The following is an 18526-nucleotide window of genomic DNA, read 5'->3' as shown; positions in this document are numbered from 1 at the left end:
AAACATACCGTAGCCCGCGCAACGGCCGGGCTCGGCGTGCGGATATCGAACGGATTGCCGATGCGGCGATCGCTCGATCGCGGCAGATCGCATACATCGCACGGATCACACGGACGGTTGCCGGTGCGCGGCGACCACCATCGAGCAATTCGGGTTCGCTGACGGGTCGAATACAGCGCGGTTTTTGCTTAAGCTGGATTTAAGGTTGGCTCTGGGATCATTTGGAATCATTCCGGCTCCCTGCGGGGCCGCCCCCGAACGGAACGATTCGCGTCAAGACCATGCATGATCCACGTGTGGAACCCACTCTCTATCGCCTGCTCCTTGTGGCCGACCGGCTCATGCGTACCGAGACCGCACAATGCCTTGCGCGTGAATCACTTAATGAAGAGCAATACCGGATCCTGCTCTCGTTCGACGGACCGCGTCAGCACACCTTCAAGGAACTCCGCGACAAGGCGCTGACGAACGTCGCGACGCTCGCCATGAACGTCGACCGGCTCGACGAGCGCAAGCTCGTGAACAAGATGCGCGATCCGTCGCACAAGCGGCGCACGTATGCCTCGATCACCGACGAGGGGCGCGCGCTCGTCGATCGCGTTCAGCATGATGTCGAACGCGCGCATACCGAAGTCGAGCGCGCGTTCGGCACGTCGAATGCGTCGATGCTCAAGAATCTGCTCGTCGAGTTCGTTCGCGTGGGCGAAGTCGCGCATTGATCGCGCTTTAATCGCGCACCGCTTGCCTGAGGATCGCACGCGGATTGCGCGCCGAACGCGCGCGCGAAACGATGCGGCACGCGTCGCGAAGCCTCCGACGCAGGGCGTCCAGTCCGTCTATGGCATGATGCACGACGCTGGCGCATCCGCATGTCGCGGGCCGCTTCGCGAGCGCGCTCGCGGCCGTCATCGCGTCCGGCGCATCTTTTGCCCAAACACATGAACGCTTTCCAGCCCGTTGCGCTCGAGCACGCGAGTCGGCTCGTCAATCATGGACCGACGATCCTCGTGACGAGCGCGTCAGGCGCTCGCCGCAACATCATGGCGGCGGCCTGGTCGATGCCCGTCGAATTTACGCCGCCCCGGATTGCCGTCGTGATCGACAAGCGCACCTTCACGCGCGAGCTCGTCGCCGAGAGCGGCACGTTCGGGATCTGCATTCCCGGGGTCGCGGCGATCGACCTCACGTATGCGGTCGGTTCGACGAGCGGTCGTGACGTCGACAAATTCGCGCGCTACGGGATCGAGTCGATCGAGGGCCCCGTGCTGGGTTTGCCGCTTGTGGAGACGGGCTGCGCCGCGTGGCTCGAATGCCGATTGATTCCCGAGCCGCATACCGAGGATGCGTACGACACGTGTTTCGGCGAGGTCGTGGCCGCCGCCGCCGACAGCCGGATCTTCGCGAACGGTCACTGGAATGTCGACGCGTCGAATGCCGCGCTGCATACGATTCATCATCTCGGCGCCGGCCATTTCGCGCGCGCATCGGATATCGTTTCGGCCAAGCCGCTTTAGCCGTCGTTGCGTCATTGCGTCGCCGCGTCGACTGCGAGCCGTTCGTATGCACTTCGCGCCCGATGTCCGGGCGTTGCCGTTTCCACCACGAAGGACGCCGCATGCTTCAGATACTTGGCAAGATTCCGTCGATCAACGTCCGCAAAGTGCTTTGGACGTGCGCGGAACTCGACATTCCATTCGAGCGCGAAGACTGGGGGTCGGGCTTTCGATCGACCGATGCCCCCGAATTCCTCGCGCTGAATCCGAATGCGCAGGTCCCGGTCATTCGCGACGGTGCATTCGTGCTGTGGGAATCGAACGCGATCATTCGATATCTCGCGAATCGCTATGGCGGCGAGCATCTGTATCCGTTGGATGCACAGTTGCGCGCGCGCGCCGATCAGTGGATCGATTGGCAGGCCACGGACCTCAACCGCTCGTGGAGCTACGCGTTTCTCGGACTCGCGCGGCGATCGCCCGCGCATCAGGATCGCGCGCAGATCGATCTCGCGATCCGGAGCTGGACGCGATGCATGTCGATTCTCGACGCGCAACTCGAACGCACGCAGGCCTACGTCGCGGGCGATCGTTTCACGCTGGCCGACATTCCGATCGGACTCTCGGTGAATCGCTGGTTCGGCACGCCGTTCGATCGTCCCGAGCTGCCCGCGGTCGCGGCGTATCTTGAACGCATCGCGCAGCGGCCCGCGTTTGCGCCGTATGGCGGACCGTCGATCGTCTGAGCGCGCGGGTTGCGGTCGGGCCGTCGATCAGAACGCGATCGTCGACGCGAGCTTGAGCGTGCGGCCGAGCCCGACGCCGAGCAAACCGTTGCCGGCCGCGCTCCAGTAGCGCTTGTCGCTCGCATTTTCAAGGTTGGCCTGGAAGGTCGCACGTTTGCCGTAGAGGCGCGTCGTGTATCGCAGCCCTGCGGTATAGAGCGTGTAGCCGCCGATCCAGGCCTGGTTCGCGTCGTTGACGGCGCGCGGGCCGATGTAGGTCAGGCCCCCGTTGACCGCGAGTCCCGGCGCGAACGGCATCCGATAGTCGGCGAACAGCGTTGCGCTCAGGCGTGCCGTGTTCTCGGGGACTTTGCCGCGCAACGCGGTGTCGGGCGAGTCGATCTGCCGCGCGTCGAGATAGACGAGGGCGCCGGTCAACGACAGATACCGCATGACATCGCCCTGCAGCGAGAACTCGCCGCCGCGATAGCGCGTCGTGCCGTCGAGCACGTAGACGTTCCGCGCATCGGGTCCGGCCGCCGGTTGGCGCAGGTCGAACAGCGCGAACGACGCGAGCAGCCCGGGCGTCAATCGGCTTCGTATGCCGGTTTCGATCTGCGTGCTGACGACCGCGGGCAGGATCGCATAGGCGTTCTCGGCCGTCGCGGGCGCGTTGCCCGCGGATTCGAGCGCCTCGATATAGCTCGCATAGACGCTCGTGTCGGGCGTGAGGCGAAACACGAGGCTCGCCGACGGCGTGGTCTTGCCGAGGCTCGATGTCCCGGCTCCGGCTTGCGATGCCGAATAGACCGAGCGCCGGACGCCCGGCACGAATTCGAGTCGCGGCGTGAGCGCGATCCGGTCATAGACGTAGACGCCGCTGTTCTTCACGTGCTGCGCGTAGAAAGGCTTCGCCGCGCCCGCAGGCTTGAGCGTCGTGATCTCGACGGGGTTGTAGAGATTCTGGGCAGCTGTGTAGTGGTACGAGACGAAATCCGGTTGACGGAAGCTCACCTGCGAAACGCCGATCGTCAGATCGTGCGCGAGCGGTCCGGTCTTGAAGAGGCCGTTCGTCTCGACGCGCGCGGTCCAGTTTTCGTATTGCTGGCCGTTTTGCTGCGTCGCCTGCACCTGGCCCGCGCCGGTCTGCCGGTTGTACTTCTGGAAGATCCAGTTCCAGCGGTCGCGATGCGTCACCGACTCGCCGAGCGCGGCGTTGATGCTCCAGTTTGTCGACACCGCATAGTCGGCGCGCAGCAGATGCGTGTCGGCGCTGGCGTGCGTCGGGTAGTCGGCTCCCGATAGCAGGCGGCTCGGATCGGGCATGCGCGGCAATGCAATGCGCCCGTTCTTGCCGGGCGGCGGCAGCGCGATGCCGGCCTGTTCGACGATGCGCGTGTCGATGTGTTCGAAGTCGTACTGGAGTGCGAGCCGGTCGTCGACGCGCCAGTCGAGCGCCGCGCCGATGAACTTGCGTTCGCCGTCGTCGTGATCGATCGGCGGGGCCGCGTGTTCGTCCATCGCATTGATCCGGATACCGAAGCGATCGTCGGGGCCGAAGCGGCGACCGATGTCGGCACGCGCGCCGTATCCGCCGTTCGAATCGCCGAGCAGCGACACGCTCGTGACGGGCTTGGGACCCGGGCGTTTGGTCACGAGGTTGACGATGCCGGCCGGTGTCGCGAATCCGTAGTAGAGCGCCGATGCGCCCTTGAGGACTTCGACGCGATCCTTATCGGCCATCGGCATCCAGACGAGGTTCGTGATCGGAAGCACGCCATTGAAGTAGTAGCTCGAGCGATTGTTCAACGGAATGCCGCGCACGGCGAGATTGTCGTAGGCGACGCCGCTGAGTTGCTGACGCGTGACGCCCGCGACATTGCGCAACGCATCGTAGAGCCCCGTGTCGCCCTGGGCGTCGATGACGCTGCCTGTGACGACATGGACGGTCGCGGGCACGTCGAGCGCATCGACGCCGCGATAGGGGCCGGTGTCCACCGCCGAGGGCGCGAAGCCGTGGGTCCGCTCGCCGGTCACGGCGATTTCGGGTAACGCGTGTTCGGTCGAGCCGGATACGGGCGTCGTCGCATGTGCCGCGCGCGTCGTATCGTCGTCGGCCGTCCCCTGCGGCGGTGCGCCCGACGAGACGGTCCGCGTTTGCGCCGGCCGTCCGGCACGGCCGGCCGGCGCGGTCGTCGTGTCGTCTTCGGCGTCGCGTGTCGGCTCGACGTCGGCGAACGCCGAGCCCGAGCCGAGAACACCGACCGCGAGCAGCGCGTGAATGACGAGCGTTCGCGGGCCGCGCGGCGAGCGCGTGCGTGTCGGTCGGCGGTCTTGCATGGGCGATCCTCGAAAGATTGACGCGCGTGACGACGGCGCGCGAATCCCGCGATAGCCGGCTGTCTAGCGTCGAGTGGTTGTGTAGATAAGAATCAGTCGCATTTGAGGGGTGCCGATATTAAGAAGAAAGGAAGACCTTTCGATTCGAAAGGAATGTTGACTCGATTTTGAGAATGGACGGGGTGTAGCGGATAGCGCGACGCCCGAGATGTCTGGCACGCGCAAAGCGCTTCCCGATGACCGGGGCGCGCGAGTTCGAATCGTGTGTGCCCGTGCCCGTGCCCGTGCCCGTGCCCGTGCCCGTGCCCGTGACGTGACGTGACGTGACGGGACGTGACGGGACGGGACGGAACCGGACCGGACCGGACCGGACCGGGCGGGCGGACCGCGCGTCACTTCACGACGATTCGCGCGGTACCGCGCCGCGCACGTGTGCGACGTGTGGGGTCTTGAGCGGCAACACGACCCACGCCATCACGACGCCGAGCAGTCCGCCGACGATCGTCTCCCAGGCGCGCGCGACGAGGAACGCGACCGAATGTTCGCCGCTTGCCGCGAGCGTGACGATCAAGGTGAACGCGAACGCGCCGCATGCGATGTCGTAACGCTCGGGCAAGGCCATCGCATAGACGATCATCGCGACCGATGCGGCGACCCAGATCGCAAGCGGCGCATGCGCGGCGATCGGCAGGCATGCAAGACCGAGCGGCACGCCGATCAGCGTGCCGACGATGCGACGGCGCACGCGTTCGACGGTCCCTTCTGCGGTCTGCGTCACGACGTAGACGCACGCCGTGATAGCCCATGCGGACTCGGTCAGATCGAACGCGCTGTTCAACGCGATGACGACGAGCGCGGCGGCGGCCGCCTGCAGTCCCATCGCGAACTCGGGCGTGATCCGCCCGTTGCGCGCGGGCATCGCGACGGGCGCCGGCGGCGCGAGCGCGGGCTGTTCGGACGGCCCGCTCAGCACGCGCGGCACGATCGCGGCGACCATCGCGATGAGCGCGGCCACCCCGATCGCCGGCAGATCCGACGGCCCCAGGTGCGCGCCGTACGCGAGCAACTGACCGATATATAGCTGCGAGCCGATGCCCGCGCCGAGCACGCCGTATCGCTTGAGCCATGGCGCGAGGAACGCACCCGAGATCAGGATCCACTCGCCGCCCACGCGCGCATGCGTATCGAGCCAGGGGCACAGCAGCGCGTACAGCGTGGCACCCGCGGCGGCCGCGACGCAGAGCGCGGCGAGATCGCGGCTCGATGCCGCGCGCGTCGCGCGTGCTTCCGATACGCTGGCCCACAGTGCGAAACCGGCCGCCAGCATGCCGAGCGGGACCGTGGGCGGCACGCTCGACGTCAGCGTGTTGAGCGTCGCGAGCGCCAGCGCGAGGCCGTACGCCGTGACGAGCCGCAGCCCCTTGATTCTCCGATGCGCGCCGGGATCGACGCGATCGAGCCAGGCTGGAAGGGTGTCGACGATCTGTTTCATGGGGGAAGTCTCCGCGGCGCCAGGGGCGGCGGCGAGTACGCGCCGCCGTCGATGTCACGGCGCATGGGCCGCAACGACATGATCGGCCGGTTCAATGAGCAGAAAATGAGCGGCGTGCTAGGTGCCAACCGCCAACGGCAAGCGCCGCGTGCCGCTCGTCAAACGTCAAACGCCGAGTGCCGAGTGTTTGGGGGCTAGATGCAGAATCAGAAGGCAGAAGGCAGAAGGCAGAAGGCAGAAGGCAGAGAAGGCAGAGAAGGCAGAGAAGGCAGAGAAGGCAGAAAGCCAAGTTCCATGAGCGACCGGGAGACCGGGCGAATCACGATCGCCCGCGCGGCGTCCCGGGGCCGAGACATGCGAAATCGACGCGGCCAACGGCGCAACGGCGAAGTCATTTATGCAATATGTCGTCCAATGCGCGAGAATCGTGCCTCGATGGGGGCCGCGGCGTCGCGTGTCCGGCAACCCATGCGAATGCTTCTATCGGACACGCGCGTGCGCGATGCGCGCGGTCATCGTGATCGGCTCGATCGACCTTCGGAGTCTCTATGAAAAAAGCACAGGGCAGTTTGGTGAGCTTCCGTCGCCCGGACGGCGGCGAAGTTCAGGGTTACCTCGCAAAGCCCGAAAAGCTCGCGGGCGCGCCGGCCGTGGTGGTCGTACAGGAATGGTGGGGGCTCAACGACCAGATTCGCGGTGTCGCCGACCGGCTCGCGCAATCGGGTTATCTCGCGCTCGTGCCCGATCTTTTCCGCGGCAAATCGACGGTCGAGGAAGCGGAAGCGAACCACTTGATGAGCGGTCTCGATTTCGGCGACGCGGCCACGCAGGATATTCGCGGCGCGGTCGAGTACCTCAAACAGCAGGCTTCGCGCGTCGCCGTCATGGGCTATTGCATGGGCGGCGCACTCACGCTGCTGACGCTTTCGAACGTGCCCGACGTGTCGGCCGGCGTGCTCTGGTACGGCTTTCCCCCGCTCGACTACATCAACCCGTCGGCGATCAAGGGGCCGGTGCTCGGCCACTGGGCCACGCAAGACGAATTCTTCCCGATCGACACGGTCGGGACGCTCGAAACCCGGTTGCGCGATGCGGGCGTGTCCGTCGAGTTTCATCGTTATCTCGCGCATCATGCGTTCGCGAACGAGACGGCGGTCGGCGACGGCCGGATCGCGAAGACGCAGTTCGATCCCGTCTGGGCGCAACTCGCATGGGATCGCACGCTGACGTTCCTCGGCCGTACGCTCTGGGACCAGCCGCCCGGCAAGGCCTGATCGGATCCGGTGCGTCGGCGTCGGCGTCGACGTCAACGCACCGGACCACGCGTCAACCGGGCCGCGCGCGCCTCGGGTCGCGCGTGGCCCGATCCGAAGCACCGCCGCGGCCGGATACCGGATACCGTGTCGACGTGATGCGCTTCGGCCCGGTCCGGCGTGGCATGCCGCCGCGCTTATTCGGCGTTGCGGGCTGCCGCGATGATCGCGTCCGCGACGACCTTCGGCTGGCTCAGCATCACGACGTGGCTCGCGTTCGCATGCGTGACGGTCGCGTTGATCTGCCCGGCCATCGCGACCTGCAGACGCGGATCGATCATCCGGTCCTTGTCCGCGATGACGAAGTACGAGCGCTTGTGGTGCCATGCGGCGTCGGTCACCTTCTCGTTGATGGCCCCCGCGGACCACGGACCTTGCGTCGCGGCGACGAGATGCTGTTGGGCCGGCGTCAGATCCTGCGCGAAGTCCTCTGCGATGCCTTTGTCGGACAGCGTCAGGAAGTTGCCCGAATCCTTGCGGAGCTCGGGCGCCCATGCGGGCGCGGGCTTGTCCTTGATGAGGTCGTTGACCGATGTGCCGCTGTCGGGCGCGAACGCGGCGACGTAGACGAGCGCCTTGACCTTGTCGTCGTTGCCGGCCTGGCTGATGACAGCGCCGCCCCACGAGTGGCCGACGAGCACGACGGGGCCGGTTTGCGCGTCGATCGTGCGTTGGGCCGCGGCCGCATCGTCCGCGAGCGACGTCAGCGGGTTTTGCACGGCGACGACGTGCAGGCCGCGTGCTTCGAGCAACGGCACGACCTTTTCCCAGCTCGATCCGTCGGCGAACGCGCCATGCACGAGCACGACCGTCTTGCCCTTGAGATCCTGATCCGGAGCTGCGTGTGCGGCGCCGAGCGTGAACAGACCGCCGAGCAACACGGTGGAGGCGGCGATTTTCTTGAATGTCGTATTCATGATGCGTTCCTGTCGGAGGGTGTTGAGTGGGCCGAAGCGGCTTCGGTGTGGAACGCATCTTCTCAATCGCGCGGCCCGGCGGGTATCGGACAAATGACCGATGATGGCGGTCGACGCCGAGACGCTTGCCTCGCGGGGTTGTTAGAGACGGCCCCGATCCGATCAACGCAGTACCCTCCGACAGATCCATGCAGACATCGATGACCGTCGCCTCCTTCGAGACCACCGTGCGCGTGTTCGACGCCGTCAGGGCGCTCGCGTTTATCGGCGACCTCAGCATGGGGCAGCCGACCGATCATTCGCCGCGAACCGCGTGGCTCGCCGCGCGCATCGCGCGCGAGGCGGGCCTCGACGACACGGCGTGCGAGGCGGCGCGCGAGGCCTCGTTGTTGCGTTGGTCGGGCTGTACGGCGAACGCGGCCGGCTTCGCGGCGGCGCTCGGCGACGACGTCGCGAGCCGCGAGGCGATGCTCGCGGCGCGTCCGGGATGGTCCGATCCGCTCGAAGCGCAAGGCGGCCTGCGCACGGTCATGACGCCGCTCGCGCAGATCCATTGCGAAGTATCGGGCGAGGTCGCGCGCCTGCTGGGTCTCGGCGACACGACGCAGGCGACGCTGCGTCATATCTTCGAGAATTGGGACGGCACCGGATTGCCTGACCGGCTCGCGGGTCAGGCCGTGCCGCAGACCGTATTCGCCGTCGCGCTCGCAGGCGATCTCGAGACGCTCACGCGCGTCTACGGTGTCGAGCAGGCCCTCGTCGCGATCGCGCAGCGCGCCGATATACGGTATCCGTCGGCATTCGTGCGGATCGCCGCGCGCGAGGCCTCGCACTGGGTTGCGATGCTCGATGAAGAAGACGACGGCGCCGCGCATCGCGGCGCGTCGTCCGATCGTTTCGATACGTTGACGACACCCGCGATGGATCGTTCGACGCCGATCGAATGGATCTCGGAGGTGATCGATCTCAAGCTGCCCTGGATGACGGGGTTTTCGCGCGCGGTCGCGCAGACCGCGGCCGACTGCGCGGACCGTTTCTCGCTCGATGCGCAGACGCGCGCGCGCTTGCATTGCGCGGGACTGATCCACGGCATCGGACGTTCGGCGATTCCGAACGCCGTCTGGAACGTGCCGACGCGGCTGTCGTCGTCGGCGTGGGAGAAGGTCCGGCTCGTGCCGTACTGGACCGCGCGCGCGGGCAATCAGACGGGGCAACTGGCCGACGCGGCGCTGCTTGCGTCCTATGCGTACGAGCGGCTCGACGGATCGGGCTACTTTCGCGGCGTCGCGCGCGATGCGCTGTCGACCGAGGCGCGCATCTTATCGGCTTGCGTGGCCTGGGTCGCATTGCGATCGACGCGTCCGTGGCGCGAGGCGATGTCGGCCGATCAGGCGGCGCGCGTGTTGCGCGATGAAGCCGCGCGCGGGCGCTTCGATATCGAGGCCGTCGAGGCACTGGTGGCCGCGAAGCCGATCGTGCGGCGCACGCCGGATGCCGGCGCTCAGGCCGCGACGCGCTTGTCCGCGCGCGAGATCGATGTCTTGCGTTCGATCTCGAAGGGCGCGAGCAACAAGGAAGTCGCGCGTGAACTCGATCTGAGTCCGAGCACGATCCGCACGCATGTCGAGAACGTGTTCCGCAAGCTCGAATGCTCGACGCGCGCGGCCGCCACGCTCAAGGCGGCCGCGATGGGCGTGCTCTGAGGCCGCGCGCGCCGCGGCGCGCCCTGTCGTAGTCGAGTCAATCGAGGTGTTCGGCCGCGTGCTTGCGCAGCGTCTTGCTGAAATCGTCGAGCCAGCCGATCGACAGCCGCCAGCTTTGCCAATAGAGCTCGACATCGAACGGACGCCCGACCGAGAGTTCGACGAGCGTGCCCTGCGCGAGATACGGCGCGACCATCTTTTCGGGGCACATGCCCCATCCCATGCCGTTCGCGCATGCGCGCAAGAAACCTTCGACATGCGGGATCCAGTGCCGCGGCGGCGCAATCTCGGCGCGCGTGATGCGCCGGATAAAGCGCTGCTGCAATTCGTCCTTCGGATTGAATTCGACGCACGGCGCGCGCCGCAGCGCATCGCGTTTGAGGCCGTCTGCGAAGTAGCGCGCATGGAAGTCCGGCGAGCAGACGGCGCGATACCGCATGCGGCCCAGACGCGTCGAGCGACAGCCTTGCACGGGCTCGGCCTGGGTCGTGACCGCGCCTTGCACGCTGCCGTCGCGAATTCGTTGCGCCGTATGGTCCTGGTCGTCGATCACGATATCGAGCAGCATCTGCCGCGTATTGCAGAACGCCGCGACCGCATCGATGAACCAGGTGCCGACGCTGTCGTCATTGACGGCGACGCGCATCGTCGGCCAATCCCCCGCGAGCGGCGCATGCAGCGACTGCACGGACGGAAGCTGGCCGCCGAGTTCCGATTCGAGCAATTGCACGCGCTCGGTGTGCCGGCATAGCAGCGCGCCCGAGGCTGTCGCGACGCACGGCTGTCCGCGCGTGACGAGCACGCTGCCGACGCGTTCCTCAAGCAGCTTGACGCGTTGCGAGACGGCGGACGGCGTCACGTTGAGCGCTTGCGCGGCACGGCCGAACGAACCGTGTTGGACGACGGCGACGAGCGCATCGAGCAGGGCGTAGTCGAGCATTAGCGTTGCTTAATCCATTTAAGGAGAATGAGATTTTGTAAATTCGGCTTTCGCTGCAGACTACGGCGATTCCAAACCATCGTCCAGTCCAAACGTGAACGCGATCGCTTTCTCGCACGGTGCGGCGCTCTGCGCGTCGTTGATCGTGACCATCGGCGCGCAAAACGCGTATGTCCTTCGGCAAGGGATCTTGCGATCCCGCGTCGCGCTCATCATCGTGCTCTGCGCGTTGTCCGACTTCGTGCTGATCGGCGCGGGCGTCGGCGGCGCATCGGTGCTGGTCGCGCGCTATCCGGCGTTCGTTCACGCGATGCTGTATGTCGGGCTCGCGTACCTGGTCTGGTTCGGTCTCTGCGCGTGGCGCCGCGCGTTACAACGGGGTCATGCGGTGCTTGAAGGCGCGGCCGACGGCGTGTCCGCGGATCGTTCGCGCGATACGCGTGTCGTGCCGGTCGTGCTGACGACGCTCGCGTTGACCTGGCTCAATCCTCATGTCCATCTCGACACGTTTCTGCTGATCGGCACAGCGGGCGCGCGTGAGCCCGAAGGCGCGCGTGTCGCGTTCGCGCTCGGTGCGATGTGCGTGAGCGCCGTGTGGTTCATCGGGCTTGGATATGGCGCGCGTCTGCTCGCGCCGCTGTTCCGGCGCGCGGCCGCGTGGCGCGTGCTCGACGGTGCGATCGGCAGCATGGTCATGCTGATCGCGGTCCTGCAATTTCGCTAACGGATCGTGAAGCGGTACTGCATCGTTTGCGTGATGAACCGTCTCGATGCCTGAACGCCTGAACGCCTAAACGTCACGGCATCGCTTCGCGATCGTGCATCGTGTTCCGCTAGCCGGCTTCATGCTCGCGCTCGTGGCGTCGCGCCTCGTCGCGCTCCCGATTCCGATAGCGATCGATGAGCGCGCGCACGCGCACCTGATCCTCGGGGGATGCGGCAGCATAGATCACGAGGCTCAGATCAGGCTGTCCGTCGACAGCGAAGCCTGAATATTCGAGTTGGATCGAACCGAGTTCGGCATGCCGGATGAGCTTGCGGCCCGCACCGTGCGAACGCACGTCGTTGTCACGCCAGATCGCATCGAACTCGGGACTCAAGCGCGAGAGTTCGTCGACGAACGACTGGATCCGATGCACCGCGCCCGAGCGCGTCGCATCGGCGCGGAATGCGGCCACGACGAATCGCGCGACACTGTCCCAGTCGGATTGGGCGGCGCGGACCTTCGGGTCGAGAAACATCAGACGCAGCACATTGCGCTCGGCGGGCGGCAGCGTTCGATAGTCGTTGAGCAGCGCGAGCGCCGCCGAATTCCATCCGACGATATCCCACGTCGATGTCCGTACGAGCGCCGGACTGTATTCGAGCGAGTCGAGCACGCGTTGAAGCAGCGGCGTGACGCTGCCCGATGCCTGGTACTGGACCTCGGGCGGTCTGCCGAGCGCGAGCAGGAATAGGTGTTCGCGTTCGACGTCGCCGAGCAGCAGCGCGTCGGCGATTCGATTCAGCACTTCGGCCGACGGCGACCCGCCGCGTCCCTGTTCGAGCCACGTGTACCACGTTGCGCTGACGTTCGCGCGCTGCGCGACTTCCTCGCGCCGCAGGCCCGGCGTACGGCGACGCGCGACGGGCAAGCCGAGCGCGGCCGGATCGAGCTTTTCGCGGCGATCGCGCAGGTAAGCGCCAAGCAGATTGTCGTGTTCGTGAGGCATGTCGATCCTGTTAGTCCGTATACCGGTAAGACGTCCCGACTTCACCGGCCGTCGTCGCGAGTAGATAGTAAGCCCGGATGTCCATTGACGAGGAGCATGCGATGCGAGTGTTTGTGACTGGGGCGACGGGATTCGTGGGAACGGCCGTCGTCAGCGAGCTGTTATCGGCCGGACATAGTGTGGTCGGCCTTGCGCGGTCGGATGCGGCTGCGCAGTCTCTGACGGCGGCCGGCGTCGAGGTCTGGCGCGGTTCGCTCGACGATCTCGACGGTCTGCGGCGCGCGGCGGACACGGCCGACGGCGTGATTCACACGGCGTTTATCCACGACTTTTCGAAATTCGTCGAGAACTGCGAGATCGACCGGCGTGCGATTGAAGCGCTCGGATCCGCGCTCAAAGGGTCCGACCGGCCGTTGCTCGTGACATCGGGTGTCGCGTTGCTCGCGCCGGGACGCGTGGCCACCGAGGACGATCGGCTGCCGGATCCTGCCCCGTTTCCGCGCGTATCGGAAGCAGCCGCGCTTGCGTTAGCGGATGCGGGCGTGCGTGCATCGATCGTGCGGTTGCCGCCGTCCGTGCACGGCTCGGGCGATCACGGCTTCGTGCCGATTCTGATCGAGCTCGCGCGTCAGAAGCGGCGCGCCGCATATATCGGCGACGGGCTCAATCGATGGCCTGCGGTGCATCGCGTCGATGCGGCGCGCGTGTTTCGTGGCGCGCTCGAACAGGCCGCGACGGGGTACGCCTATCACGCCGTGGCGGAAGCGGGCGTCCCGTTCAAGGAGATTGCCGCGGTCATCGGTCAGCATCTCGACGTGCCCGTCGTCAGTACGTCGGGCGACGAGGCCGCCGAGCATTTCGGGTGGTTCGAGCGTTTTGCGGGCATCGATGCGGCCACGTCGAGCGAGAAGACTCGGGCGTTGCTCGGCTGGACGCCGACGCAACCGGGGCTGATCGCCGACATGCATGCGGCCGGGTATTTCGACGCGAAAGCCGAAGCCTGACGAGTCGAATCAACACGAGGGTGCGAGAGACGCCGCGTTCACGCGGCGTCTCTCGTGCGCGGCCGTGCACGATCTCAATCCATCGATATCGACGGGCCGGCCTTCCCTACGGCGGCGCGCGGTGCTTCTTCCGCTTCGAGTGCCGCGACGATCTCGATCGCGGCCTGCTGCAACTCGGGCACATATCGGCGCTTCGCTTCGGCCAGGCTGACCGCGCGCGCGAGAAAGACGATGTTCAAACTCGCGAGCACGCGCCCGTTCGAATGAAGCGCGACCGCGATCGCGCCGATCTTGCCTTGCGCGGCCCAGTCGCCATGGTTTGATCCGAAACCGTCGGCCTTCACGCGGCGCAGCAGATTCCGCACGAGCGCATCGTTCATCGCGATCGACTGCTGTTCTTCTCCGCCCGCGCCTGCTCGCAACAATTCCAGAATGTCTTCGCGCTCCGCATCGGGACATGCGCCGAAATACGCGCGACCGGCCGCGGTCAAGAGCATCGGCAAGCGTCGTCCCACCATCGAGCGATGAAACGATAACGGACTGAATCGATGCGTCGTCTCGCGAATGATCATCGCGTCGCCATCGGGCGTCGTCAGATCCGATGGCCATGCGACGCGCTGCAGCAGCTTGCCCATGATCGGCGGCGCGAGCGTCGCGATGCGTTCGTCGTGCGTGAAGCCTTCGCTGAGCGCGCGCACGCGCAACGTCAACCGGAAGCTGTCGTCCGACGAACTCCGTCGCACGAAGCCCTGCTCGACGAGCGTTTCGAGCAGACGACGCGCGGTCGTCCGGTGCAGCCCCGTCGCATCGGCGATCTGCTGGCTCGTCGCGCGGCCGTCTTCCATCGCGTTGAGCGCTTCGAGCACCTGCAGCCCCCGCGCCAGGCCGCGGACGTTCGTGTACGTCGTCATCGCAGAAAATCCTTTTATTTTCAACAATGTGCATTCTATGCACATTTTTCACAAAACGTTGAGCGACCGCTTCGCGCTGCCTAGACTCACGCAAAACTACAACGAACACGGAGATGCGCCGCGCCGCGCGGCAGCCGATGCGATGCGGCGTGCGAACGCCCGATCGGTCCGCGACCCCCGTCCCGCCCCACGATGTTCGTTGCTTTCGTTTGACGCCAACGCGGCTTCGACCGCGCTCAATACAAGGAGACAGACATGCGTCGCGCGCTCGATCCGGCGGCTGGCATCGACCACCCGCCCCCCACGTCAACCGATGTCGCGATCATCGGCGCCGGGCCCGTTGGTCTCATGCTCGCCAATCTGCTTGCACAGCGCGGCGTCCGCGTCGTGGTCGTCGAGAAACTGCCGAAGATCATCGACTATCCGCGCGCGATCGGGCTCGACGACGAGGCGCTTCGCGTGTTCCAGTCCGCCGGACTCGTCGACGCATTGCTGCCCCACACGACACCGAATCACTGGATGCGTTTCACGCTCAAGGGCCGCTGCTTCGCGTCGATCGAACCGCGCACCGACGAATTCGGCTGGTCGCGCCGCAACGCGTTTATCCAGCCGCTCGCCGATCAGGTGCTCTACGAAGGGCTCGACCGCTTCGATCACGCGAACGTATGGCTCGGACACGCGGTCGAGCGTTTCACGCAGGATGCATCGGGCGTCACGATCGAAGTCGAGGACGCAGCGGGCACGCGCAAGTCGCTGCGCGCGGCCTATATGATCGGTGCCGATGGCGGTAACAGTTTGGTGCGTCGCATGCTCGACGTGCCGTTCGAGGGTCGTACGAAGCCGAATCAATGGATCGTCATCGACGTGCGCAACGATCCGGTCGGCTCGCCGCATGTCTATATGCACTGCGACGCGAAGCGTCCGTACGTGTCGGCCGCGCTGCCGCATGGGATTCGGCGTTTCGAATTCATGGTCATGCTCGGCGAGACCGAGGAGGAACTCTCGAAGCCCGAGAACCTTGCGAAGCTCGTGCGTAAGGTCGTCGCCGATACCGAGAAGGTCGATTACATCCGCAAGCGCGTCTATACGCACAACGCGCGTCTCGCGCGCACGTTCCGCGCCGATCGCATCTTGCTCGCGGGCGACGCCGCGCACATCATGCCCGTCTGGCAGGGCCAGGGCTATAACAGCGGCATTCGCGACGCGAGCAATCTCGCATGGAAGCTCGCGATGGTCGTCAAGGGCGAAGCCGGCGACGCGCTGCTCGATTCCTATACCGCCGAGCGCCGCGCGCATGCGCGATCGATGATCCATCTGTCCGAGGTCGCGGGCGACATCTTCGCGCCGACGACACGCTTCGGCAAAGCGTTCCGCGACGCGTTCGTGCGTACGTTCAACGTGTTGCCGTCGGTCAAGCGCTATTTCGTCGAAATGCGCTTCAAGCCGATGCCGCGCTATGAAACCGGCGTCGTGCTGTTGCCCGAACGCGCGCAGCGCAACGGCGTGCTCGCGCGCCTGCTCGCGAAGACGGGCCATACCGCGCCCGGCCGTTTGCTTGGCCTCATGAGCGAGAAGCGCGAGTCGTCGATCGGCCGCATCGTCCATGGCCGCGATCCGCTCGCGCACTCGCCGGTCGGGCGCATGTTCGTGCAGCCGCTCGTGCGATGCGTCGACGGCCGCGTCGAGCGCTTCGACGATGCGATCGGCAACCGGTTTGCGCTCGTCGCATGGGGCGCGGACCCGACCTATGGCCTCACGCCGCAGGCACGCGCGATCTGGCAATCGATCGGCGGATGCTTCGTGATGCTCAAGCCCGATACGCAATTGAGTTTCCATGACGATGTCCCCGGCGATGTCATCGCGCTCGGCGACATCAACGGACGACTCAAGGACTGGTTCACGAACGTCGACGCGTCCGTCGTGCTGCTGCGTCCCGACCGGTTCGTCGCCGGCATGTGCGCGCCGCAACAGGTGTCGTCGTCGATCGTCGCGCTCGCGGCCAAGCTGTCGTTGCGCACGATCCGCGAGGCCGCGCCTGTCCCGCCCGCCCAAGCTGCTCAACCCGCCCACGTGCCGTCGCGCGAGTCCGGGCAAGACCCGGCGACCGCGCTGAGCGCCGCGACCGGAGCCTGATATGCCGATTCATCTCGAGTGTCTGTCCCATACGCCGCTGCATGGCTATGTCGATCCCGCGCCGCACGTCGTGGCCGAGGTCGAATGCGTGACGCAGGCCGCGCGCGCGCGCGTCGAAGCGTTCGATCCCGAACTCGTGATCGTGTTCGCGCCCGACCACTACAACGGCTTTTTCTACGACGTGATGCCGCCGTTTTGCATCGGCGTCGAAGCGAGCGCCGTCGGCGACTTCAAGAGCCTCGCAGGACCGTTGAACGTCGATGCCGGTCTCGCGCTCGCGCTTGCCGCGGACGTGCTCGCCGACGAGATCGACGTGTCGGTCTCGTATCGGATGCAAGTCGATCACGGCTGCGCGCAAGCGCTCGAATTGCTGACGGGCGGCCTCGATCGATACCCGACGATTCCGGTCTTCATCAATTCGGTCGCGCCGCCGCTCGCGACATGCCGTCGCGCGCGGCTGCTCGGTCAGGCGATCGGCCGCTTCGTCGCGCGGCTCGACAAGCGCGTGCTCGTCATCGGCTCGGGCGGCATCTCGCACGAGCCTCCGGTGCCCGAGATCGAAGGCGCGAACGACGAAGTCGCCGAGCGGCTGATCGCGGGGCGCAACCCGTCAGCCGAATCGCGCGCCGCGCGTCAGGCGCGTACGGTCGCAGCGGCCCTCGCGTTCACGTCGGGCACGAGTCCCTTGCATCCGCTGAATCCCGAATGGGACCGTGCGTTTCTCGACCGGCTCGCGTCGGGCGAATTGAGCGCCGTCGACGGCATGACGAACGATGCGATCTCGCGCGACGCGGGCAAATCGGCTCACGAAATCCGGACGTGGATCGCCGCGTTCGGGGCACTCGCCGCGCACGGTCCGTATCGGGCTTCGCTCGATTACTACCGCGCGATCCCCGAATGGATCGCGGGTTTTGCCGCCATGCATGCGTCGCCCGTTGCGCAGGGTACGCGGGCGGTTGTCGATCATCCTGTCGCGGCTGCCGCGGCTTGAACGAACGAGGAGTCTTCGATGCACATGCATGACACCCCCCACGACATCGTCGCGACGCTCGCCACGCGTCTGCACGAAGCCGAGACCACACGCGCGACGATCGATCCCGTGCGCGGTGCGATTCCGATCGACGACGTCAAGCTGGCCTATGCGGTCCAGCAAGCCAATGTCGATCGCCGGATCGCATCGGGCGAACGCATCGTCGGCCGCAAGATCGGTCTGACGTCGCTCGCGGTTCAGCGCCAGCTCGGCGTCGATCAACCCGACTTCGGCACGTTGTTCGCATCGATGGCCTATGGCGATCACGAACCGATACCGTTGTCGACGCTGATCCAGCCGAAGGTCGAAGCCGAGATCGCACTCGTGCTCGAACGCGATCTCACGCGGCGCAAGCATACGTTCGCTGATCTCATCGATGCGAGCGCCTATGCGCTCGCGGCGATCGAGGTTGTCGACAGCCGTATTCATCGTTGGGATATCCGTTTCGTCGATACCGTCGCCGACAACGCATCGAGCGCGCGGTTCGTGCTCGGCAGCCGGCCGGTCCGGCTCGCCGATCTCGATCTCGCGACGGCTGCGATGACGATGTCGACGAACGGCGAGGTGGTATCGCGCGGCCAAGGAGATGCCTGCCTCGGCAATCCGCTGAACGCGGCGGCGTGGCTCGCGGACCGGATGGTCGCGCTCGGCACGCCGCTGCGCGCGGGCGACATCGTGCTCACGGGCGCGCTCGGCCCGATGGTCGCGGTGACCGAACCCGGTTCGTTCGTTGCGCGGATCGACGGGCTCGGCAGCGTGCGGGCCACGTTCACGGCATAGCGCGCAGGCACGCACGCGCGCACAAGGCACTTC

The 18526-nt window shown here is 66.1% G+C and carries 16 protein-coding genes; 10 read left to right on the top strand and 6 right to left on the bottom strand.

The window, feature by feature from the left end; translation table 11 throughout:
- The first annotated feature begins 296 nt into the window (after positions 1–296).
- From D7S86_RS20740 to D7S86_RS20725, 3 genes are all read left to right on the top strand, one after another.
- Positions 297–719: a MarR family winged helix-turn-helix transcriptional regulator gene (locus tag D7S86_RS20740; protein WP_147432408.1), complete on the top strand. Its 423-nt coding sequence runs from the start codon at positions 297–299 to the stop codon at positions 717–719.
- Between the two features lie 219 nt (positions 720–938).
- Positions 939–1514, top strand: a complete 576-nt coding sequence (locus D7S86_RS20730) for a flavin reductase family protein (RefSeq protein ID WP_121088820.1) — start codon at positions 939–941, stop codon at positions 1512–1514.
- A gap of 101 nt (positions 1515–1615) precedes the next feature.
- The gene (locus D7S86_RS20725; RefSeq protein WP_121088954.1) at positions 1616–2239 is read left to right on the top strand and encodes a glutathione S-transferase family protein; all 624 of its coding nucleotides are present in this window, start codon (positions 1616–1618) and stop codon (positions 2237–2239) included.
- A gap of 27 nt (positions 2240–2266) precedes the next feature.
- On the opposite strand, the gene D7S86_RS20720 is transcribed toward D7S86_RS20725, so the two are convergent.
- Entirely contained in the window at positions 2267–4558 is a 2292-nt protein-coding gene (locus D7S86_RS20720) for a TonB-dependent siderophore receptor (protein WP_121088818.1), read from the bottom strand.
- A gap of 397 nt (positions 4559–4955) precedes the next feature.
- The gene (locus tag D7S86_RS20715; protein WP_121088816.1) at positions 4956–6050 is read right to left on the bottom strand and encodes an FUSC family protein; all 1095 of its coding nucleotides are present in this window, start codon (positions 6048–6050) and stop codon (positions 4956–4958) included.
- A 548-nt stretch (positions 6051–6598) separates the two neighbouring features.
- On the opposite strand from D7S86_RS20715, the gene D7S86_RS20705 reads away from it, so the two are divergent.
- Entirely contained in the window at positions 6599–7324 is a 726-nt protein-coding gene (locus D7S86_RS20705) for a dienelactone hydrolase family protein (protein WP_121088810.1), read from the top strand.
- Positions 7325–7500: 176 nt separating this feature from the next.
- Here D7S86_RS20705 and D7S86_RS20700 read toward each other — a convergent pair whose 3' ends face one another.
- Positions 7501–8280 (bottom strand): alpha/beta fold hydrolase, encoded by a 780-nt coding sequence (locus D7S86_RS20700; RefSeq protein ID WP_121088808.1) that lies wholly within the window; start codon positions 8278–8280, stop codon positions 7501–7503.
- Positions 8281–8480: 200 nt separating this feature from the next.
- On the opposite strand from D7S86_RS20700, the gene D7S86_RS20695 reads away from it, so the two are divergent.
- On the top strand, positions 8481–9983 hold the full coding sequence (locus tag D7S86_RS20695) for an HD domain-containing phosphohydrolase (RefSeq protein WP_240648316.1): 1503 nt from the start codon (positions 8481–8483) through the stop codon (positions 9981–9983).
- Positions 9984–10020: 37 nt separating this feature from the next.
- On the opposite strand, the gene D7S86_RS20690 is transcribed toward D7S86_RS20695, so the two are convergent.
- Positions 10021–10923 (bottom strand): LysR family transcriptional regulator ArgP, encoded by a 903-nt coding sequence (locus D7S86_RS20690; RefSeq protein ID WP_121088804.1) that lies wholly within the window; start codon positions 10921–10923, stop codon positions 10021–10023.
- A 94-nt stretch (positions 10924–11017) separates the two neighbouring features.
- Here D7S86_RS20690 and D7S86_RS20685 point away from each other — a divergent pair, with 94 nt between their 5' ends.
- Complete coding sequence (locus D7S86_RS20685; protein WP_121088802.1) at positions 11018–11647, top strand: LysE/ArgO family amino acid transporter; 630 nt, start codon at positions 11018–11020, stop codon at positions 11645–11647.
- A 109-nt stretch (positions 11648–11756) separates the two neighbouring features.
- On the opposite strand, the gene D7S86_RS20680 is transcribed toward D7S86_RS20685, so the two are convergent.
- Entirely contained in the window at positions 11757–12635 is an 879-nt protein-coding gene (locus D7S86_RS20680) for a helix-turn-helix transcriptional regulator (protein ID WP_121088800.1), read from the bottom strand.
- A gap of 101 nt (positions 12636–12736) precedes the next feature.
- On the opposite strand from D7S86_RS20680, the gene D7S86_RS20675 reads away from it, so the two are divergent.
- The gene (locus D7S86_RS20675; protein WP_121088952.1) at positions 12737–13639 is read left to right on the top strand and encodes an SDR family oxidoreductase; all 903 of its coding nucleotides are present in this window, start codon (positions 12737–12739) and stop codon (positions 13637–13639) included.
- A gap of 74 nt (positions 13640–13713) precedes the next feature.
- Here the strand turns inward: D7S86_RS20675 and D7S86_RS20670 are convergent, their stop codons facing one another.
- Positions 13714–14550, bottom strand: a complete 837-nt coding sequence (locus tag D7S86_RS20670) for a DNA-binding transcriptional regulator (RefSeq protein ID WP_121088798.1) — start codon at positions 14548–14550, stop codon at positions 13714–13716.
- A 255-nt stretch (positions 14551–14805) separates the two neighbouring features.
- Between D7S86_RS20670 and D7S86_RS20665 the strand changes: the two genes are divergently transcribed.
- The 3 genes from D7S86_RS20665 to mhpD are packed head-to-tail and all read left to right on the top strand — an operon-like array spanning position 14806 to position 18493.
- The gene (locus tag D7S86_RS20665) at positions 14806–16683 is read left to right on the top strand and encodes a bifunctional 3-(3-hydroxy-phenyl)propionate/3-hydroxycinnamic acid hydroxylase (RefSeq protein ID WP_121088796.1); all 1878 of its coding nucleotides are present in this window, start codon (positions 14806–14808) and stop codon (positions 16681–16683) included.
- Between the two features lies 1 nt (position 16684).
- Positions 16685–17674 (top strand): 3-carboxyethylcatechol 2,3-dioxygenase, encoded by a 990-nt coding sequence (locus tag D7S86_RS20660; protein WP_121088794.1) that lies wholly within the window; start codon positions 16685–16687, stop codon positions 17672–17674.
- Positions 17675–17698: 24 nt separating this feature from the next.
- Entirely contained in the window at positions 17699–18493 is a 795-nt protein-coding gene (mhpD, locus tag D7S86_RS20655; RefSeq protein WP_121088792.1) for a 2-keto-4-pentenoate hydratase, read from the top strand.
- Positions 18494–18526: the final 33 nt, after the last annotated feature.

The organism is Pararobbsia silviterrae, assembly GCF_003628125.1.
Classification (GTDB): domain Bacteria; phylum Pseudomonadota; class Gammaproteobacteria; order Burkholderiales; family Burkholderiaceae; genus Pararobbsia; species Pararobbsia silviterrae.
The sequence above is the reverse complement of the archived record's forward strand: the minus strand, read 5'-3'. Positions and strand labels throughout refer to the sequence as shown.